Source organism: Geodermatophilus sp. SYSU D01180, from assembly GCF_054050415.1.
In genome coordinates this window covers 130,348-147,655 of the sequence record NZ_JBJGZH010000004.1, presented here as the reverse complement: position 1 = coordinate 147,655, position 17,308 = coordinate 130,348, and the positions used below count along the sequence as shown (strand labels likewise).

The window sequence follows — 17,308 nt, the reverse complement described above, 5'->3', positions numbered from 1 at the left end:
ATGCCGTTCCCTTCATCGCCGAAGGAGCGCGACCGCCCCTGGGTCATGCGCACCTACGCCGGCCACTCCTCGCCGGCCGAGTCCAACGCGCTCTACCGCCGGAACCTGGCGAAGGGGCAGACCGGCCTGTCGGTCGCCTTCGACCTGCCGACGCAGACCGGCTACGACCCGGACGACGAGCTCGCCGCCGGTGAGGTCGGCAAGGTCGGCGTGCCGGTCACGCACATCGGCGACATGCGCGCGCTGTTCGACGGCATCCCGCTCGACGAGATGAACACGTCGATGACGATCAACGCCACCGCCATGTGGCTGCTCGCGCTCTACCAGGCGGTCGCCGAGGAGCACGGGCACGACGTCGCGAAGCTCGCCGGGACGACGCAGAACGACATCATCAAGGAGTACCTGTCGCGGGGGACCTACGTGTTCCCGCCCGGGCCCTCGATGCGGCTGATCACCGACATGGTCGCCTACACGGTGACGGCGATGCCGAAGTGGAACCCGATCAACATCTGCAGCTACCACCTGCAGGAGGCCGGGGCGACGCCGGTGCAGGAGATCGCCTACGCGATGAGCACCGCGATCGCCGTCCTGGACTCGGTGCGGGACTCCGGCCAGGTGCCCCAGGAGCGCTTCGGCGAGGTGGTCGCGCGCATCTCCTTCTTCGTCAACGCGGGCGTCCGCTTCGTCGAGGAGATGTGCAAGATGCGCGCCTTCACCCAGCTCTGGGACGAGCTGACGCAGGAGCGCTACGGCGTGCAGGACCCCAAGCACCGCCGCTTCCGCTACGGCGTGCAGGTCAACTCCCTGGGCCTGACCGAGGCGCAGCCGGAGAACAACGTGCAGCGGATCGTGCTCGAGATGCTCGCCGTCACGCTGTCCAAGGACGCCCGCGCCCGCGCGGTGCAGCTGCCGGCGTGGAACGAGGCGCTGGGCCTGCCCCGGCCGTGGGACCAGCAGTGGTCGCTGCGGCTGCAGCAGGTGCTCGCCTACGAGACCGACCTGCTCGAGTACGACGACCTGTTCACCGGGTCGGTCGTGGTGGAGCGGAAGGTCGCCGAGCTCGTCGAGGGCGCCCGCGCCGAGATCGCCCGGGTGCAGGAGATGGGCGGGGCGGTGGCCGCCGTCGAGTCCGGCTACATGAAGGGGCAGCTGGTCGCCTCGCTGGCCGAGCGCCGGCGCCGGATGGAGAACGGGGACGACGTCGTCGTCGGCGTCAACCGGTTCGAGGGCACCGAGCCCAACCCGCTGCTGGCCGACCTCGACGCCGCCATCCAGGTCGTCGACCCCGCCGTCGAGAACGCCGCCCAGGAGGCGGTCCGGAGGTGGCGGGCCGAGCGCGACCCGGCGCCGGTCGAGGCCGCGCTGGCCGCGCTGCGCGAGGCCGCCGGCGGCGACGTCAACCTCATGGAGGCGACCCTGCAGTGCGCCCGCGCGGGCGTGACGACGGGGGAGTGGGCCGGCGTGCTGCGCGAGGTGTTCGGCGAGTACCGCGCCCCCACGGGCGTGGCCGCGGCCACCGGCGGGGGCGAGGCCGACGAGACGCTGGCGCAGGTCCGCGAGCGGGTGCGCGCCACCGGCGAGGAGCTGGGCGGGCGGCTGCGGTTCCTGGTCGGCAAGCCCGGCCTCGACGGGCACTCCAACGGCGCCGAGCAGATCGCCGTCCGCGCCCGCGACGCCGGCTTCGAGGTGGTCTACCAGGGCATCCGGCTCACGCCCGCGCAGATCGTGTCGGCCGCGGTCGAGGAGGACGTGCACGTCGTCGGGCTGTCGGTGCTGTCCGGCTCGCACCTGCAGGTGGTGCCGGCGGTGCTGCGCGGCCTGCAGGAGGCCGGCCTGGACGACGTCCCGGTCGTCGTCGGCGGGATCATCCCCGACAGCGACGCACGCCGGCTGCGCGAGCAGGGCGTGGCCCGGGTGTTCACGCCCAAGGACTTCGGGCTCACCGACATCATGGGCCAGGTCGTCGACGTGGTCCGCGAGGCCAACGGCCTGGACGAGAAGGTGCCCGCCTCCGTGTGAGGTGCGGCCGGCCGGCGCCGCTCAGGAGATCGGCGCTGGCCGGCCGAACAGGTGGCCCTGGCCGTAGCGGACGCCACGGGAGAGCAGGGCGTCGCGCTCGGCGGTGGTCTCGATGCCCTCGGCCACCAGCGTGGCGCCGGTGTCGGCGGCGAAGGCCACCATCGCCGCGGTCATCGCCTGCCGGGCCGGGTCGACGTCGACCCCGCTCACCAGCGCGATGTCGAGCTTGATGGTGTCCGGCCGCAGCCGCAGGATGTGCCGCAGGCTCGCGTAGCCGGCGCCGGCGTCGTCGATGCTGAGCCGGATCCCGGCCGCCCGCAGCGGCGCCAGCGCACCCAGGACCGGCCCGTAGTCCGCGATCGGGCTGTGCTCCGTGATCTCCACGGTCAACGCCGTCCGCCGGACGCCGTCGAGGAGCGCCTCACCGACCTCGGGGGCGAGCAGCGCCTCGGGGGAGAGGTTGACCGCCAGCCGCAGGCGCCGCGGCAGCCGGTCCCCGGCCTCCAGCGCGGCGTGCACGGCCAGCAGCTCCAGGTCCACGCCCAGGCCGACGACGGCGGCGTCGGCGAACAGCGTCGCCGGGCCGCCCTCGCTGCCGGGGAAGCGGGACAGCGCCTCGTGCGCGACGACGGTGCCGCTGTGCATGTCGACGACCGGCTGGACGTGCACCTCCACCGCGCGCCGCTCCAGGACGTCGCAGACCCGCGCGCGCCGGGCGGCCAGCTCGGCGACGGCGGCCTCCTCGGCGGTCAGCCGCTCGCCGATCAGCTCGGCGAGCAGCTCCACCGTCCGCACCGACGAGCCGTCCAGCTGCTCCCCGGCGTCCCGGCTGATGCAGCACAGCATCCCCAGCGGGCGCCGGTCGTCGCCGCGCACCGGGGCGCCGACGTAGGAGCCGATCCGGAGCTGCCGGGTGACCGCGAGCTCGCGGGTGACCGGGTTGCGGTCGGCGCCGGTGACCACCGGCGGCAGCTGGCCGGACAGCACCCGCACGCAGAAGGACTCCTCGAGCGGCATCGACATGCCCTCGGAGACGTTCATGGCGCCGAGCTCGCCGGTGGCCGAGGCGATCTCCTGGCGGTCCTGGGTGAACACCGACAGCCAGGCGACGTCCATCCCGAGCCGGGCGCGCGCGAGGTCGAGCAGGCGGTGCACCCAGTCCTCGCCGGCGTCGTCGGTCGTCGGGTCGGCGGTCGCCACGGGCTGCGGTGCTCCCACCCGGGCAGTGTCGCCGCTGGGCGCCGTCTTGCCCAGGGGGTTGCGGAACGACTCCGTGCGTCAGACGCGGGGGCCGAAGCGGACGTCGACGCCGGGGGAGAACAGCACGCTGTCCGGCGGGCCGCCGACACCGGGCAGCCCGGCCGCGGCGAGCAGGTCGCCGTCCCAGGTCAGCAGCTCGGCGCGGTGCAGCGGCCAGGCCGGGTGCTCGTTGGGCCAGTAGCGCGTGCGGCCCCGGCTCGTCTGGTGCAGGCCCCAGCGGCCGGTGAGGAAGCGCTCCAGCGGGCCGGGCCGCTCCAGCCGCGGGCCGACGCGCACCCCGACCCGGCCGCCGGCGCCGCGCGGCCCGGGCCAGCGCCGCCGGCAGGTGTAGGTGAGCAGGTCGCCGTCACGGGTCAGGCGCATCCGCGACCACAGGTAGGGCAGCCCCGCGGCGCGGGCGACTAGCACCGGCAGCAGCCGGTCGGCGTCGAGGGACGCGAAGACGACGCCGCGCCGGCCCTGCCCGTCCACGGAGTACAGCCGCACGTTGGTCTCGAGGAACGAGCCGACCCAGGGCAGGCCGGGCGAGCCGAGGACGCCGATGCGGCGCATGCGGAAGGGCACCAGCCCCACCCAGCTGCGCCCGTCCGGGGTGGTGTCCGGCCGGGTGCCCGGCGGCAGCAGCGGCGCGACGATGTCCGGGTCGACCGCCCAGTGGAGGAACGCGACGTCCCGCCAGCCCTGGGTGAACAGCGTCCGCCCGGCGGCGCGGGGCGCGGTGTCGGTGACCTCCTCGGCGTCCACCCCTCCAGCGTCCCCAGCCGCGTTGCCGCCGACCGGCCGTCCGTGGTGAGGTCGGTCACGTGACCGCCGAGGGAGCTCCCCGCGTCGAGCGCGACGGCGACGTCGTCCGCATCACCATGTGCCGCCCGCAGCGGCGCAACGCGCTGTCCCGCGACCACCTCACCCAGCTGCTGGCCGCCGTCACCGACGCCGGCGGCAGCGACGCGGCGGGCATCGTGCTGGGCGCGGAGGGGCCGGTGTTCAGCGCCGGGCACGACTTCCGGGACGTCCTCGACCGGCCGGTGACCGAGGTGCGCAGCCTGCTCGCCCTGTGCACCGAGCTGATGCAGACGCTGCAGGACGTGCCGCAGGTCGTCGTCGCCCGGGTGCACGCGCTGGCCACCGCCGCCGGCTGCCAGCTGGTCGCCTCCTGCGACCTGGCGGTGGCCGCGGAGTCGGCCGGGTTCGCCGCCCCGGGCGGCAAGGCCGGCTGGTTCTGCCACACGCCGATGGTGGCCATCGCCCGCAACGTCGGCCGCAAGCGGGCCATGGAGCTCGCGCTCACCGGCGACGTCGTCGACGCGCGGACCGCGCTGGACTGGGGGCTGGTCAACCGGGTCGTGCCCGACGGCGAGCTCGACGCCGCCGTCGACGAGCTGATGGCGCGCGCCACCCGCGGCTCGCGGGCGAGCAAGGCCTGGGGCAAGCAGACGATGTACGCCCAGCTCGACCGGACCGAGCGGGACGCCTACGCCGTCGCCGTCGAGGTGATGGCGTCGGCCAGCCAGATCGACGGCGCCCGCGAGGGCATGCGGTCATTCCTGGAGAAGCGCCCGCCCGCCTGGACCGACTGAGCTGGACCGACCGAGGCCGGGTCAGCCGGTCAGGTCGGCGCAGCCGGTCTCGTGCGGGAGCACCGGCCGGAACGCGATCGACCAGCGGGCTCCGTCGGCGGTGACCCACGGCGTCAGCACGTTCGCCGGGGCGGCGGTCGCCAGCACGTCGGCGGCCTGCTGCCCGGTGGCGCTCACGCAGGTCAGGCCGGCGCCCAGCGGCGTGCCGGGCAGCTCGGGACCCGGCCAGGTGACGTCGGGCTGGGGGAACTCCGGGTCGCCGCCGGGATGCGGCTGGACCACCGCGGCGACCGTCTGCGGCACGTAGGACTCCGCCGGGCCCGCGCCGGCCAGGCCGGTGAGCTCGTCGACGAGGTCCTGCAGCCGGGCGCGGGCCTGCGCCTGCTCCGGGGCCAGCGACCCGTCAGGGGTCTCGGCCAGCGCGTAGACCTCGCGGACCGCGGTGCCCTCGCCGGTGGTCAGGGTGATGCGGGTGGTCGGCGCGTCGGCCACGGGCGGCTCGCCGAGGTCGGCGTCCTCCGCCACGCCGGCGTCGAGGGCGCGGTCGAGCAGGTCGCGGACGGTGGCCTCGTCGACCTCCGTCACCTGCACGTTCGGCAGCGCGGGCGAGGGCCAGATCTCGATCTGCGGGCCCTCGGTGAACACCCGGCCGTCGCCGTAGACGGTGACCAGCGGCAGCCGGGTGGCCAGGTCCTCCGGGGGCACGAAGCCGCCGGTGTGCTCCACCTGCAGCACGGGGCCCGCGGGCAGGGGGTCGGGCGACGGGGCCGCGGCGTCGGTCCCGTCCTGCGCGCACCCGGCGAGTGCCAGCGCGCCGGCCAGCAGGGCGGCCGCGCGCACCGTCGACGTCGTCGTCACGGTCCTGCGGACGCGCGACCCGGCTCGGCGGTTCCCGTCGTGACCGGACCGGTACCGTCGGCCCCCGTGCGTCTGGTCATCGCCCGCTGCTCGGTCGACTACATCGGGCGGCTGACCGCCCACCTGCCCATGGCCCCGCGGCTGCTGCTGGTCAAGGCCGACGGCTCGGTGTCTGTGCACGCCGACGACCGCGCCTACAAGCCGCTGAACTGGATGAGCCCGCCGTGCACGCTCAGGGACGAGCTGGTCGACGGGTCCGGCACCTGGACGGTCACCAACAAGGCCGGTGAGCAGCTGGTCATCACCATCGAGTCGGTCGAGCACGACTCCGCGCACGAGCTGGGCGTGGACCCCGGCCTGCAGAAGGACGGCGTCGAGGCCGAGCTGCAGCGGCTGCTCGCGCTGCACGTGGAGACCTTCGGGCAGGGCTGGTCGCTGGTCCGCCGCGAGTACCCGACGGCGATCGGCCCGGTCGACCTGCTCTGCCGCGACGCCGACGGCCGCACCGTCGCCGTCGAGGTCAAGCGGCGCGGCGAGATCGACGGCGTCGAGCAGCTGACCCGCTACCTCGAGCTGCTCAACCGCGACCCGCTGCTGGCCCCGGTCAAGGGCGTGTTCGCCGCGCAGGAGATCAAGCCGCAGGCGCGGGTGCTCGCCGGCGACCGCGGCATCGAGTGCGTGACCGTCGACTACGCCGTCCTCAAGGGCACCGACGACCCCACCCAGCGCCTGTTCTGAGACCGCTACCCACCGCGGGAGGACCCCGTCCTCCCCACCCTTCGCGAGCTCAGGGCGGGACCCTGGACGGGCCCAGGGAGGGACCTACCGGCCGGTAGCAGGCGCGCGCCGTCCGGGTGGGAGACTGCCCCGGTCAACGCACGGGAGGAGATGGCAGCGTGGCCAGAGAACTGACCGAGGTCGGCGTGGTGGGCCTGGGCACGATGGGTGCGGGCATCGCCGAGGTGCTGGCCCGTGCGGGCCTGTCCGTGACGGCCGTGGAGATCAGCGAGGACGCGCTGGTCCGGGGCCGCGGGCACGTCGAGCAGTCCACCGGGAAGGCGGTCGCACGCGGCAAGCTCGACGACGCCGAGCGCGAGGCGATCCTCGGGCGGATCCGCTTCACCACCTCGCTGGAGGACCTCGCCGCCGCGGAGCTGGTCATCGAGGCCGTCCCGGAGCGGATGGAGCTCAAGACCGAGCTGTTCGCGAAGCTGGACAAGATCTGCCCGCCGGACACCATCCTCGCGACCAACACCTCCAGCCTGTCGGTGACCGAGCTGTCGGTGGCCACCGGCCGGCCGAGCAAGGTCATCGGGATGCACTTCTTCAACCCGGCGCCGGTCATGAAGCTGGTCGAGGTCGTGCGCACCGTCGTCACCGAGCCCGCGGTCATCGAGGACGTCGAGGCCCTGGCCGAGCGGCTGGGCAAGGTCGACGTGACCATCGGCGACAAGGCCGGCTTCATCGCCAACGCGCTGCTGTTCGGCTACCTCAACCACGCGGTCTCCATGTACGAGAACCGCTACGCCAGCCGCGAGGACATCGACGCCGCCATGCGGCTGGGCTGCGGCCTCCCGATGGGCCCGCTCGCGCTCATGGACCTCATCGGCATCGACACCGCCTACGAGATCCTCGACACGATGTACAAGCAGTCGCGCAACCGGCTGCACGCCCCCAGCCCGGTCATCAAGCAGATGATGACCGCGGGCCTGCTGGGCCGGAAGTCCGGCCGCGGGTTCTACACCTACGCCGAGGAGGGCTCGGCCGAGGTGGTGCCCGACGAGCGCACCCCGGTCGCCGGCGGCGCCGCCGAGGGCGCCCGCCCGGTGTCGAAGGTCGGCGTCGTCGGCTCCGGGACGATGGCCACCGGCATCATCGAGGTCGTCGCCAAGGGCGGCTACGAGGTCGTCTTCGTCGCCCGCACCCTCGACAAGGTCGAGGCCGTGCAGACCGCGCTGCGCAAGTCGCTGGACAAGCAGGTGGCCCGCGGGCGGCTCGACGAGGCCGGCCGGGACGAGGTCCTCGGCCGGGTCACCGGGTCGGCGTCGCTGGACGACCTCGCCGACGTCGACCTGGTCATCGAGGCCGTCGTCGAGCACCTGGCCACCAAGCAGGCGCTGTTCGCCAACCTCGGCGAGATCTGCAAGCCGGGCGCGGTGCTGGCCACGACGACGTCCAGCCTGCCGGTCATCGAGTGCGCCAAGGCCAGCGAGCGCCCCGCCGACGTCGTCGGCCTGCACTTCTTCAACCCCGCCCCGGTGATGAAGCTCGTCGAGGTGGTCAGCACCATCGCCACCGCCCCCGACGTCGAGGCCACCGCGCACGCGGTCTGCGCGCAGCTGGGCAAGCACGCGGTGTCCTGCACCGACCGGGCCGGGTTCATCGTCAACGCGCTGCTGTTCCCGTACCTGAACGACGCGGTGAAGATGCTCGAGGCGCACTACGCGACCGCCGACGACATCGACGCCGCCATGAAGGTCGGCTGCGGCTACCCGATGGGCCCGTTCGAGCTGCTCGACGTCGTCGGACTCGACGTCTCGCTGGCCATCGAGCGGGAGCTGTACACCGAGTTCCGCGAGCCCGGGTTCGCGCCCGCGCCGCTGCTCGAGCACCTGGTCACCGCCGGCTACCTGGGCCGCAAGACCGGCCGCGGGTTCCGGGACTACTCCCGGCGCTGAGGTGCCCCGCAGGGGACGACGGAGCAGCGGGGGGCGGCCGGCCGGCCGCCCCCCGCTCTCGCGTCGGCGCGAGGACGTCGAGGAGGCCGCCGACGGCGACTGGGTCGTCCGCCGGCTGACCGGGGCGGCGAGCACCAAGCCCTACCGCTGCCCGGGGTGTGACCAGGAGATCCGGCCGGGCACGCCGCACGTGGTCAGCTGGCCGGCCTACGCCCGCGACTCGGACCTCGAGCCCTGGGACACCGACTCCGCCGCCGACCTGCGCCGGCACTGGCACACCGCATGCTGGCAGGCCCGCGACCGCCGGCGCTGACGAGGGCTCAGGCCGTCGCGGTGGCGAAGACGACGACGTTGTCCTCGTAGCTGCGCACCGAGCGGTCGAAGGCGCCGCCGCAGGTGACCAGCCGCAGCTGGGCGTCCGCCGTCGGCCCGTACACGGCGTCGGTGGGGAAGGCGTCCTTCGGGTGCCGCTCGACCCGGGTGACGCTGAACGCGGCGGTGCTGCCGTCGGCGCGGTCGACGAGCACCTCGTCCCCGGGGGCGAGCTCGCGCAGGTGCCAGAAGACCGCCGGGCCGCTGCGCGAGTCGACGTGCCCGGCCAGCACCGCCGGGCCGACCTCGCCCGGCGCCGGGCCGCCGGCGTACCAGCCGGCCGTCGCGGGGTCGGCCGGGGCCGCCAGCGCGCCGGCGGCGTCGAGGTCGAGGTCGACCAGCCTGCTGTCGAGGCCGACGGCCGGGGCCCGCACCCGGACCGGCCGCACGGCCGCGGGAGCGGTCCCCTGGGCGAGCGCGACCGGCCCCGGGACGGTCGCGGCCGGCGTCCCGGCGGCGGCGGCCTGCGGGGGAGCGGCGGGGGACAGCAGCGCGACCGCCCCCGCGACGAGCGCGAGGACGGCCAGCACCAGCCGCAGCAGGCCTCCCCGGCTCCAGCGGGGCGCGCGGTGCCGGGACGTGCGTGCGCGGTGGCGGGCCGGCGGCCTGCTCACCGGCGCCGGCGGCCCGCGGCGTGCCGGCCCGCAGCCGCGCCGGCCGCCGTCCGCCGCGTGGTGAGCAGGACCAGGCCAGACGCGGCGGCGAGGACGGCGGCCGCGACCGCGACGAGGGCGGGCGTGGACACGGACCCCGCCGTGCCACCGGCACCGGCCTCGACCCCGCCGACGGGGACCAGGGCGGGGCTCGCGGCGTCGAGGGCGGTCCGCACGGTCAGCCCCCCGTCGGCCCGGTCGAGCACCAGCACGCTGTACACAGACCCGGCGTCGACCTGCACCGGCAGGTCCGTGGCCTGGCCGCCCTGCGGCGTCACGGTGACCGCGGTGGCGCCCGCGGGGACGTCGACGTAGCCGGTCGTGTCCGCGAAGGCCAGGCCGGTGGCCAGGGACGGCCCGCCGGGGACGGCGACGTCGAGCGTCTGCGCGCCGGCCGCCGCCGCGACGACCCGCAGCCGCGCGGCGCCCGGCGGCGGCGGGGTGAGGTCGTCGTCGAGCACCTCGAGGCCCAGGTCGGCGAAGGGGCCGACGCCGGCCACGGTGTGCGCGCTGTCCGCGCCGACCTGCACCGTCGTCGACAGCACCGGCGGGCTCCCCGGGTCCGCGCCGGCCGCGCGCATGCTGACCGCGTAGGTGCCGGCCGGGACCGGCTGGTAGTCCGACACCGTCCCGTAGCCGACCGCGGGGAACACCTGGCCGGCCGCGGGGTCGGCCACCGAGTCGACGTAGACGTCGACGGCGGGGGTGTCGGGGGACAGGTGCGCCAGCCGGAGCAGGCCGCCGTCGTCCGCGGTCGCCGGGCCGGCGGGCAGCCCCGCCACCGCCGCGGTCATGGCCACCACCGCCAGGACCCGGCTCGTCCTGCTCACTCACGCCTCCCGGTGCAGGGTCGGACCCCGCCGTCGTCAGGTGATGACCCCACGTCTACCTCGTCGGTCCGCGGGCCACACCCGCGGGGTCCGCCGGGCGCGCCGTCAGCCGGTGGCGGCGGTCACCAGGGCCTCCGGCGCGGAGGCGTAGCGGAAGGACACGAGCACCCCGGCGTCGGTCACCTCGACGTCGTCGGGGGCGAACGGCGGGAGCTGGGCGGCGAGCCACGCCCGCAGCCGCTCGGTGGCCTCCGGGTCCCCGGGCACCGGCGCGCCGCCGACCGCGTCGACGAGCGCCCGGCGGGCCGGCGTCGCGGCGCCGTCCTCGCCGGGCAGCGCGGGGAACGACGCGACGCCGACGCCGTCGGCGGCGGCCACGGCGGCCAGCACGGTGAGCAGCCGCTCGTCGACGGCGGCATCCTGGAGGAGGGCGGTCGCGGCGCCCTCGGCCCGGGTGGTCGGGTTGGCGAGCAGCGCCCGGGCGAGCTCCTGCCGGCGGGTGACCTCCCCGGCCGTGGGCTCGCCGGGCGCGGGGTCGACGACGAGCAGCTCGCTGCCGTCCCCGTGCCGGTCGAAGCGGGCCACCACCCGCGAGCCGGCCGGCGCGGCCCCGACGACGGCGAGCAGCGTGCCGGGCGGGACGCCGTCCTCGGCCGGGCGCAGCCGGTCGGCGGGGACGCCGGCGCCGGCCAGCTCCTGCCGGACGGCGGCCGTGGCGGCCAGGTCGGTCTCCGGCGGGAGCGCGGCGCCGAGCCAGCCGGCCACCGGCTCGGCGCCGTCCGGGGGAGTCGCGTCGTCGCCCGGACCCGGCGAGCTCGCGGCGGGCGGGCGCTCGGCCGGGCCGGCGTCGTCGCGGCCGAGCGCGGCCTGCCCCAGTCCCACGCCGCCGAGGAGGACGGCCAGGCCGGCGGCCAGCAGCGTGCCGCGGACGGCGGGACGCCGCGGACCCGAGGGCTGCGCGGTGCCGGTGCCGGTTCCGTCGGCCGTGCGGGGCGGCGGGCGGTGCGTCCGGACCGGGAGTGACCGGTCCTGACGCGTCTGTCACGCGTCCTGCCTACCTCGCCGCGGTCCGCGGCGCGCGGGCAGCAGGTCAGCGGTTCCCGGGGACGGCGGGCTGGCCGCCGGTGTCGCCGCTGCGGACGGCGGGCTGCACCGCGGTCTGCGGGCCCTGGGGCTCCGGGGCGGCGTCGGGGGACGGCTGCTCGGCGCGGCCCGACCCGCCGACCTGCCGGCCCTCCTCCCGGCCCGTGGTGTGCACCGGGCGGATCTGCTGGGTCTCGCCCACGGGCCGGCCGGACGCGGACCCCTGCGCGGCCGGCGGCTGCACGGCGGGCATGGTCTGCGGCGAGGAGGGCCGCGTGGGCTGCCGGGCGGCGGCGGCCTCGCCGGCCGGGGCCTCGGCGGGCCGGGCGGGCGGGGTCGGGCGCGGTGCGGCCGGCTGCCCGCCGCTCTGCGGGCCGACGGCGCGCTGCACGGCGGTCTGCGGCCCGACGGCGGGCTGCACGAGCGTCTGCGGCTCCCCGGCGGGGCGGCCGACGGCCGGCTGCACCGCGGTCTGCGGGCCATCGGCGTCGCGGCGGGCCGCGGGCTGCTGCTCCTGCGGCGACGGCTGCGGGGCCGAGGGCGAGGGCTGCGGGGCCGAGGCCGGCGGCTGCGGGGCGGGCTGGGGTGCCGGGGCGGCCGGCCGGCGGGCGGTCTGCTGCGCCGGCTGGCCCGGGCGCTGCGCCTGCGGCTGGGGCCGGTCGGCCAGGTCCGGCAGGGTGGACAGCACCCGTCGGGCCTCGTTGAGCCGCGCGGTGAGCTCGTCGCGCACCCGGCGGACGGCGGCGGCGGAGGCCTCGGCGTCGGAGACGACGGCGGCCGCGTGCGCCTCGGCGGCGGCGACGCGCTCCTGCGCGGCCCGCACCGACTGCTGGTCGCGCTCCTCCTCGATCCGCGCGGCCTCGGCCCGGCGGGCGCGCTGCGCGATCTCGAAGTCCTCCTCGACCTTGGCGCGGCGGGCCTGCGACTCCGCGTCGAGCCGGGCGACCTTCTCCTGCGCCTTGGCGACCAGCTCGTCGGCGCGGATCTGCGCCTTGCTGGAGATCTGCTCGGCGTTCTGGCGGGCCTCGGCGAGCATCCGCTCCACCTCGGCCTGGCCCGCCGCGTGCCGCTCGAGCATCGCGCGCTCCTCGGCGGCGGTCTGCTCGCGCAGCGCCCGGGCCTCCTGCTCGGCGGCCGCGCGGATGTCGGCGGCCTCCTCCTCGGCCAGCCGGAGCATGTGCGAGATGCGCTCGCTCATGTTCTCGAACGTGGCGGGGCCCGAGTTCGCGGCCTTGCGGCGCAGCTGGTCGATCTCCGCGTGCATCGCCGACAGCTGCCCGGCCAGGTCGCTGACGCGCGCGGCCGCGGCGTCCCGGTCGGCCAGCGCGACCCGGATGTCGGCCTCGAGGCGCTCGATGGTCTCGGCCACCTGGTGGCGGTCGTAACCCCGCAGCACCACGTCGAACGAGTGCTGGGCCTCGCGCATCGGCAGCAGGTCGCGGCGGGGATCGGTCATGCGGGTCATCCTCGCAGAGTCGGGGGAGGGTCGTCAGCGTGTCGAGGCGGGTCCCGCCGTTCGGCGTGTGGCGCCCCGGGTGGTGCCGGTGGGCCCCCGGACCGCGCCCCGTCGGACAACGAGGCGGCTCCCCCCAGGGTGCCCGGACGCCGGCCGGCGTCCGGGCACCCCCGTCCAGGGGCTGCTGGGACTAGATGCCGCGGAAGCGGTTGATCGCGGGCAGGTGCCTCTCCCGCTTCTCGGCGTCCTTGACGCCGAGGCCCTCCTCCGGGGCGAGGGTCAGCACGCCGACCTTGCCCTGGTGCAGGTTGTGGTGGACGTCGTAGGCGGCCTGCCCGACCTCGTCCATCGCGTAGGTCTTCGACAGCGTCGGGTGGACCAGGCCTTTGTCGATGAGCCGGTTGGCCTCCCACGCCTCCTTGTAGTTGGCGAAGTGCGACCCGACGATCCGCTTGAGGTTCATCCACAGGTAGCGGTTGTCGTAGGAGTGCATGTAGCCGCTGGTGGAGGCGCAGGTGACGATCGTGCCGCCCTTCTTGGCGACGTAGACGCTGGCGCCGAAGGTCTCCCGGCCCGGGTGCTCGAAGACGATGTCGACGTCGTCCCCGCCGGTCAGCTCGCGGATCCGCTTGCCGAACCGCTGCCACTCCTTCGGGTCCTGGGTCTGCTCGTCCTTCCAGAACCGGTAGCCCTCGGCGGAGCGGTCGATGACCAGCTCGGCGCCCATCCGCCGCACGATGTCGGCCTTCTCCGGGCTGGACACGACGCAGACGGGGATGGCGCCGCCGTTGAGGGCCATCTGGGTGGCGTAGGAGCCCAGCCCACCCGACGCGCCCCAGATCAGGACGACGTCGCCCTGCTTCATGTCCGCGCCGTTGCGGGACACCAGCTGGCGGTAGGCGGTGGAGTTGACCAGCCCGGGGGCGGCCGCCTCCTCCCAGGACAGGTGCGCGGGCTTGGGCATGAGCTGGTTGCTCTTGACCAGCGCCAGCTCGGCGAGGCCGCCGAAGTTGGTCTCGAAGCCCCAGATCCGCTGCTGCGGGTCCATCATCGTGTCGTCGTGGCCGGCCGGGTCCTCGAGCTCGACCGACAGGCAGTGCGCGACGACCTCGTCGCCGGGCTTCCACTTGTTCACGCCCGGGCCGACCCGCAGGACGACGCCGGCCAGGTCGGAGCCGACGACGTGGTAGGGCAGGTCGTGCCGCTTGGTCAGGTCGTTCTGCCGCCCGTAGCGCTCGAGGAAGCCGAAGGTGCTGACCGGCTCGAAGATCGACGTCCAGACGGTGTTGTAGTTCACCGAGGAGGCCATGACGGCGACGATCGCCTCGCCCGGGCCCAGCTCCGGGGTGGCGACCTCCTCCACGTGCAGCGACTTGCGCGGGTCCTTCTCCTTGGTGGGCATCCCCGCGAACATGTCCTGCTCGTCCTTGCGGACGAGGACCGCCCGGTAGGACTCCGGCACCGGCAGACCGCCGATGTCGCTGAGCTGGTCGGCGAGGATGGCGTCCCTGATCTCGTCCACGTGTCTCTCCCGGGTCTTCGTCGGCTCGGAGGGGTGGTAGGGCGGGTGCGCGGCAGGTTACCGGCCGGTAACCCGCGGGTCGCGCGCAGGTCGGGGCGGCTCTGGCCCCGGGTGGTCAGTGCGGGGTGCGGGCGGGCTCGACCAGCTCGACCAGCACGCCGCCGGCGTCCTTGGGGTGCACGAAGTTGACGCGGCTGTCCGACGTCCCGCGCCTGGGGGTGTCGTAGAGCAGCCGCAGGCCGCGCTCGCGCAGGGTGGCGCTGACCGCCTCGACGTCGTCGACGCGGAAGGCGAGCTGCTGCAGCCCCGGGCCCGACCGGCCGATGAACTTGGCGATCGTCGACTCCGGCGTCAGCGGGGCGAGCAGCTGGATGCGGGTGTCGCCGGAGCCGACGGCGAGCATCGCCTCGCGGACGCCCTGCTCCTCGTTGGTCTCCTCGTGCACGGAGCGCACGCCGAAGGCCTGGGCGTAGAAGGCGATCGCCTCGTCCAGGTCGGGGACGGCGATGCCCACGTGGTCGATGGTGGTGAACAGCTCGGCGGGCAGGCCCGCGGGAGCGGTCGCGTCGTCGGTCACCGCGTCATCCTGACGCAAGACGTCTGAGACGACTCCCCCGTGTGGTCACCATCACGCTCCCGGTTCGAGAACCGATCTATCCTGACCGGCAGCCCGACCGCCGCGACCCGTCCGCCCGGCGCGGCCCGACCCGCGGTCGCCATCGACGGCGACCCGCACTGGAGGCAGCATGTCCCGCTCGGTCATCGTCAGCGGCGCCCGGACCCCCATGGGCCGGCTCCTCGGCTCCCTCAAGGACTTCTCCGCCGCCGACCTCGGCGGCATCGCCATCAAGGCCGCCCTCGAGCGGGCCGGCATCTCCGGCGACCAGGTCGACTACGTGATCATGGGTCAGGTCATCCAGGCCGGCGCCGGCCAGAACCCGGCCCGCCCGGCCGCGGTCGCCGGCGGCATCCCGATGTCGGTGCCGTCGTTCACGCTCAACAAGGTCTGCCTGTCCGGCCTCGACGCGATCGCCCTGGCCGACCAGCTCATCCGCGCCGGCGAGTTCGACGTCGTCGTCGCCGGGGGCATGGAGTCGATGACCCAGGCGCCGCACCTGCTGCCCAGCTCCCGCACCGGCACCAAGTACGGCGACGCCACGCTCGTCGACTCGATGGCCCACGACGGGCTGTCGGACACCTTCGACCAGATCGCCATGGGCGCCCTCACCGAGCGGGCGAACGAGCGCTACGGCCTGACCCGCGAGGAGCAGGACGCCTTCGCCGCGGAGAGCCACCAGAAGGCCGCCCGCGCCGCGAAGAACGGGGTCTTCGACGAGGAGATCACCCCCGTCCTCATCCCGCAGCGCAAGGGCGACCCGATCGAGTTCCGCGAGGACGAGGGCATCCGCGCCGACACCACGGTCGAGACCCTCGCCAAGCTGAAGCCGGCCTTCGCGAAGGACGGCACGATCACCGCCGGCACCGCCTCGCAGATCTCCGACGGCGCGTGCGCGGTCGTGGTCATGTCCGCGGAGAAGGCCGCCGAGCTCGGCTGCACGGTGCTCGCGGAGATCGGCGCGCACGGCGTCGTCGCCGGCCCGGACGCCACGCTGCAGAGCCAGCCGTCCCGGGCCATCCAGAAGGCCTGCGCGCGCGAGGGCATCGACCCGAAGGACCTCGACCTGGTCGAGTTCAACGAGGCCTTCGCCGCGGTGGGCATCGTCTCCACCCGCGAGCTCGGCATCGACCCGGAGAAGGTCAACCCCAACGGCGGCGCGATCGCGCTCGGCCACCCGGTCGGCATGAGCGGCGCCCGCATCGTGCTGGACCTGGCGCTGGAGCTGCGCCGCCGCGGTGGCGGGGTCGGCGCCGCCGCGCTGTGCGGCGGTGGCGGCCAGGGCGACGCGCTGGTCCTGCACGTGCCCGCGCCCGCCTCGGCGTGACGGAGTCCCCGCAGGGGACGGCTGTACGGACGCCCGGCCCCGTCGCCCCCCGCGGGCGGCGGGGCCGGCGCGCTGTCGACGTCCCCGACCTGGTCGCCCGCGCCCGCGACGGCGAGGCCCGCGCGGTGGCGCGGCTGATCTCGCTGGTCGAGGACGCCAGCCCGGTGCTGCGCGAGGTCGCCGCCGCGCTGGCCCCGCACACGGGGCACGCGCAGGTCATCGGCCTGACCGGCTCCCCGGGCGTGGGCAAGTCCACGACGACGACGGCGCTGGTGCGCGCGCTGCGGGCGGCCGGCCGGCGGGTGGGCGTGCTCGCCGTCGACCCGTCCTCACCGTTCTCCGGCGGGGCGCTGCTCGGCGACCGCGTGCGGATGCAGGACCACGCCGGCGACCCCGGCGTCTACATCCGCTCGATGGCCTCCCGCGGGCACCTGGGCGGGCTGGCCTGGGCGACGCCGCAGGCGCTGCGGGTGCTCGACGCGGCCGGCTGCGACGTGGTGCTGATCGAGACCGTCGGCGTCGGGCAGTCGGAGCTGGAGATCGCCTCGCTGGCCGACACCACGCTGGTGCTCGTGGCGCCGGGGATGGGCGACGGCATCCAGGCGGCGAAGGCCGGGATCCTCGAGGTGGCCGACGTGTTCGTCGTCAACAAGGCCGACCGCGACGGCGCCGACTCCACCGTGCGGGACCTGCGGTACGCGCAGTCCCTCGGCGGGCGGCACGCCGGCCCGGGCGCGTGGAAGCCGCCGATCCTGCGCACGGTGGCCGCCCGCGACGAGGGGATCGACCGGGTCCTCGCCGAGGTCGAGGCGCACCGGCGGTGGCTCACCGACTCCGGTGAGGGCACCCGGCGCCGCGCCGAGCGGGCCGCGCGGGAGATCGAGGCGATCGCGCTGGCCGGCCTGCGGGCGCGGATGGGCGAGGTGCACGGGTCCGCGGCCCTGGCCACGCTCGCCGGCGAGGTCGTGGCGGGGGCGACCGACCCCTACCGCGCGGCCGACCGGCTCCTCGCGCAGCTCTGACCTGCCCCGGGCAGACTGGCCCGGTGAACGGGCTG

The 17,308-nt window shown here is 75.6% G+C and carries 16 protein-coding genes; 7 read left to right on the top strand and 9 right to left on the bottom strand.

All coding sequences use genetic code 11. From position 1 onward, the window contains the following. Positions 1 to 2,019, top strand: coding sequence for a protein meaA (locus ACI8AA_RS05765; RefSeq protein WP_457043553.1), 2,019 nt, complete (start codon positions 1 to 3; stop codon positions 2,017 to 2,019). 21 nt (positions 2,020 to 2,040) lie between these two features. Here ACI8AA_RS05765 and ACI8AA_RS05760 read toward each other — a convergent pair whose 3' ends face one another. After that, positions 2,041 to 3,237 (bottom strand): sensor domain-containing phosphodiesterase, encoded by a 1,197-nt coding sequence (locus ACI8AA_RS05760; protein WP_457043552.1) that lies wholly within the window; start codon positions 3,235 to 3,237, stop codon positions 2,041 to 2,043. A 60-nt stretch (positions 3,238 to 3,297) separates the two neighbouring features. Next, the gene (locus ACI8AA_RS05755; RefSeq protein WP_457043551.1) at positions 3,298 to 4,023 is read right to left on the bottom strand and encodes a YqjF family protein; all 726 of its coding nucleotides are present in this window, start codon (positions 4,021 to 4,023) and stop codon (positions 3,298 to 3,300) included. 59 nt (positions 4,024 to 4,082) lie between these two features. Here ACI8AA_RS05755 and ACI8AA_RS05750 point away from each other — a divergent pair, with 59 nt between their 5' ends. After that, positions 4,083 to 4,856, top strand: coding sequence for an enoyl-CoA hydratase-related protein (locus ACI8AA_RS05750; RefSeq protein WP_457043550.1), 774 nt, complete (start codon positions 4,083 to 4,085; stop codon positions 4,854 to 4,856). 21 nt (positions 4,857 to 4,877) lie between these two features. Here ACI8AA_RS05750 and ACI8AA_RS05745 read toward each other — a convergent pair whose 3' ends face one another. Next, positions 4,878 to 5,714: a hypothetical protein gene (locus tag ACI8AA_RS05745; RefSeq protein WP_457043549.1), complete on the bottom strand. Its 837-nt coding sequence runs from the start codon at positions 5,712 to 5,714 to the stop codon at positions 4,878 to 4,880. Between the two features lie 66 nt (positions 5,715 to 5,780). Here ACI8AA_RS05745 and nucS point away from each other — a divergent pair, with 66 nt between their 5' ends. The 3 genes from nucS to ACI8AA_RS05730 all read left to right on the top strand — a co-directional run bounded on the left by nucS (position 5,781) and on the right by ACI8AA_RS05730 (position 8,705). Continuing rightward, on the top strand, positions 5,781 to 6,452 hold the full coding sequence (nucS, locus tag ACI8AA_RS05740) for an endonuclease NucS (protein ID WP_457043548.1): 672 nt from the start codon (positions 5,781 to 5,783) through the stop codon (positions 6,450 to 6,452). 158 nt (positions 6,453 to 6,610) lie between these two features. Further along, positions 6,611 to 8,392: a 3-hydroxyacyl-CoA dehydrogenase family protein gene (locus ACI8AA_RS05735; protein WP_457043547.1), complete on the top strand. Its 1,782-nt coding sequence runs from the start codon at positions 6,611 to 6,613 to the stop codon at positions 8,390 to 8,392. A 1-nt stretch (position 8,393) separates the two neighbouring features. Beyond that, positions 8,394 to 8,705, top strand: coding sequence for a hypothetical protein (locus ACI8AA_RS05730; RefSeq protein ID WP_457043546.1), 312 nt, complete (start codon positions 8,394 to 8,396; stop codon positions 8,703 to 8,705). Positions 8,706 to 8,712: 7 nt separating this feature from the next. Here the strand turns inward: ACI8AA_RS05730 and ACI8AA_RS05725 are convergent, their stop codons facing one another. From ACI8AA_RS05725 to mce, 6 genes are all read right to left on the bottom strand, one after another. After that, the gene (locus tag ACI8AA_RS05725) at positions 8,713 to 9,294 is read right to left on the bottom strand and encodes a class F sortase (RefSeq protein WP_457043545.1); all 582 of its coding nucleotides are present in this window, start codon (positions 9,292 to 9,294) and stop codon (positions 8,713 to 8,715) included. Positions 9,295 to 9,374: 80 nt separating this feature from the next. Beyond that, positions 9,375 to 10,247 carry a DUF4397 domain-containing protein gene (locus tag ACI8AA_RS05720; protein ID WP_457043544.1) on the bottom strand — a complete coding sequence of 291 codons (873 nt, stop codon included), beginning with the start codon at positions 10,245 to 10,247 and terminating at the stop codon, positions 9,375 to 9,377. Between the two features lie 105 nt (positions 10,248 to 10,352). Further along, positions 10,353 to 11,129 (bottom strand): hypothetical protein, encoded by a 777-nt coding sequence (locus ACI8AA_RS05715; RefSeq protein ID WP_457043543.1) that lies wholly within the window; start codon positions 11,127 to 11,129, stop codon positions 10,353 to 10,355. 208 nt (positions 11,130 to 11,337) lie between these two features. Further along, positions 11,338 to 12,786 carry a hypothetical protein gene (locus ACI8AA_RS05710; RefSeq protein WP_457043542.1) on the bottom strand — a complete coding sequence of 483 codons (1,449 nt, stop codon included), beginning with the start codon at positions 12,784 to 12,786 and terminating at the stop codon, positions 11,338 to 11,340. Between the two features lie 190 nt (positions 12,787 to 12,976). Beyond that, positions 12,977 to 14,308, bottom strand: a complete 1,332-nt coding sequence (gene ccrA, locus ACI8AA_RS05705) for a crotonyl-CoA carboxylase/reductase (RefSeq protein WP_457043541.1) — start codon at positions 14,306 to 14,308, stop codon at positions 12,977 to 12,979. A 115-nt stretch (positions 14,309 to 14,423) separates the two neighbouring features. Then, positions 14,424 to 14,885: a methylmalonyl-CoA epimerase gene (gene mce / locus ACI8AA_RS05700; RefSeq protein ID WP_457043540.1), complete on the bottom strand. Its 462-nt coding sequence runs from the start codon at positions 14,883 to 14,885 to the stop codon at positions 14,424 to 14,426. A 169-nt stretch (positions 14,886 to 15,054) separates the two neighbouring features. On the opposite strand from mce, the gene ACI8AA_RS05695 reads away from it, so the two are divergent. After that, the gene (locus tag ACI8AA_RS05695) at positions 15,055 to 16,251 is read left to right on the top strand and encodes an acetyl-CoA C-acetyltransferase (RefSeq protein ID WP_457043539.1); all 1,197 of its coding nucleotides are present in this window, start codon (positions 15,055 to 15,057) and stop codon (positions 16,249 to 16,251) included. After that, positions 16,248 to 17,273: a methylmalonyl Co-A mutase-associated GTPase MeaB gene (meaB, locus tag ACI8AA_RS05690; RefSeq protein WP_457043538.1), complete on the top strand. Its 1,026-nt coding sequence runs from the start codon at positions 16,248 to 16,250 to the stop codon at positions 17,271 to 17,273. The genes ACI8AA_RS05695 and meaB overlap by 4 nt, the downstream gene beginning before the upstream one ends. Positions 17,274 to 17,308 lie beyond the last annotated feature (35 nt).

Bases quoted from the DNA above. Each gene is read 5' to 3' on its own strand.
- ACI8AA_RS05765 (WP_457043553.1), top strand. From the start codon at position 1: ATGCCGTTCCCTTCATCGCCGAAGGAGCGCGACCGCCCCTGGGTCATG.
- ACI8AA_RS05710 (WP_457043542.1), bottom strand. From the start codon at position 12,786: ATGACCGATCCCCGCCGCGACCTGCTGCCGATGCGCGAGGCCCAGCAC.
- ACI8AA_RS05695 (WP_457043539.1), top strand. From the start codon at position 15,055: ATGTCCCGCTCGGTCATCGTCAGCGGCGCCCGGACCCCCATGGGCCGG.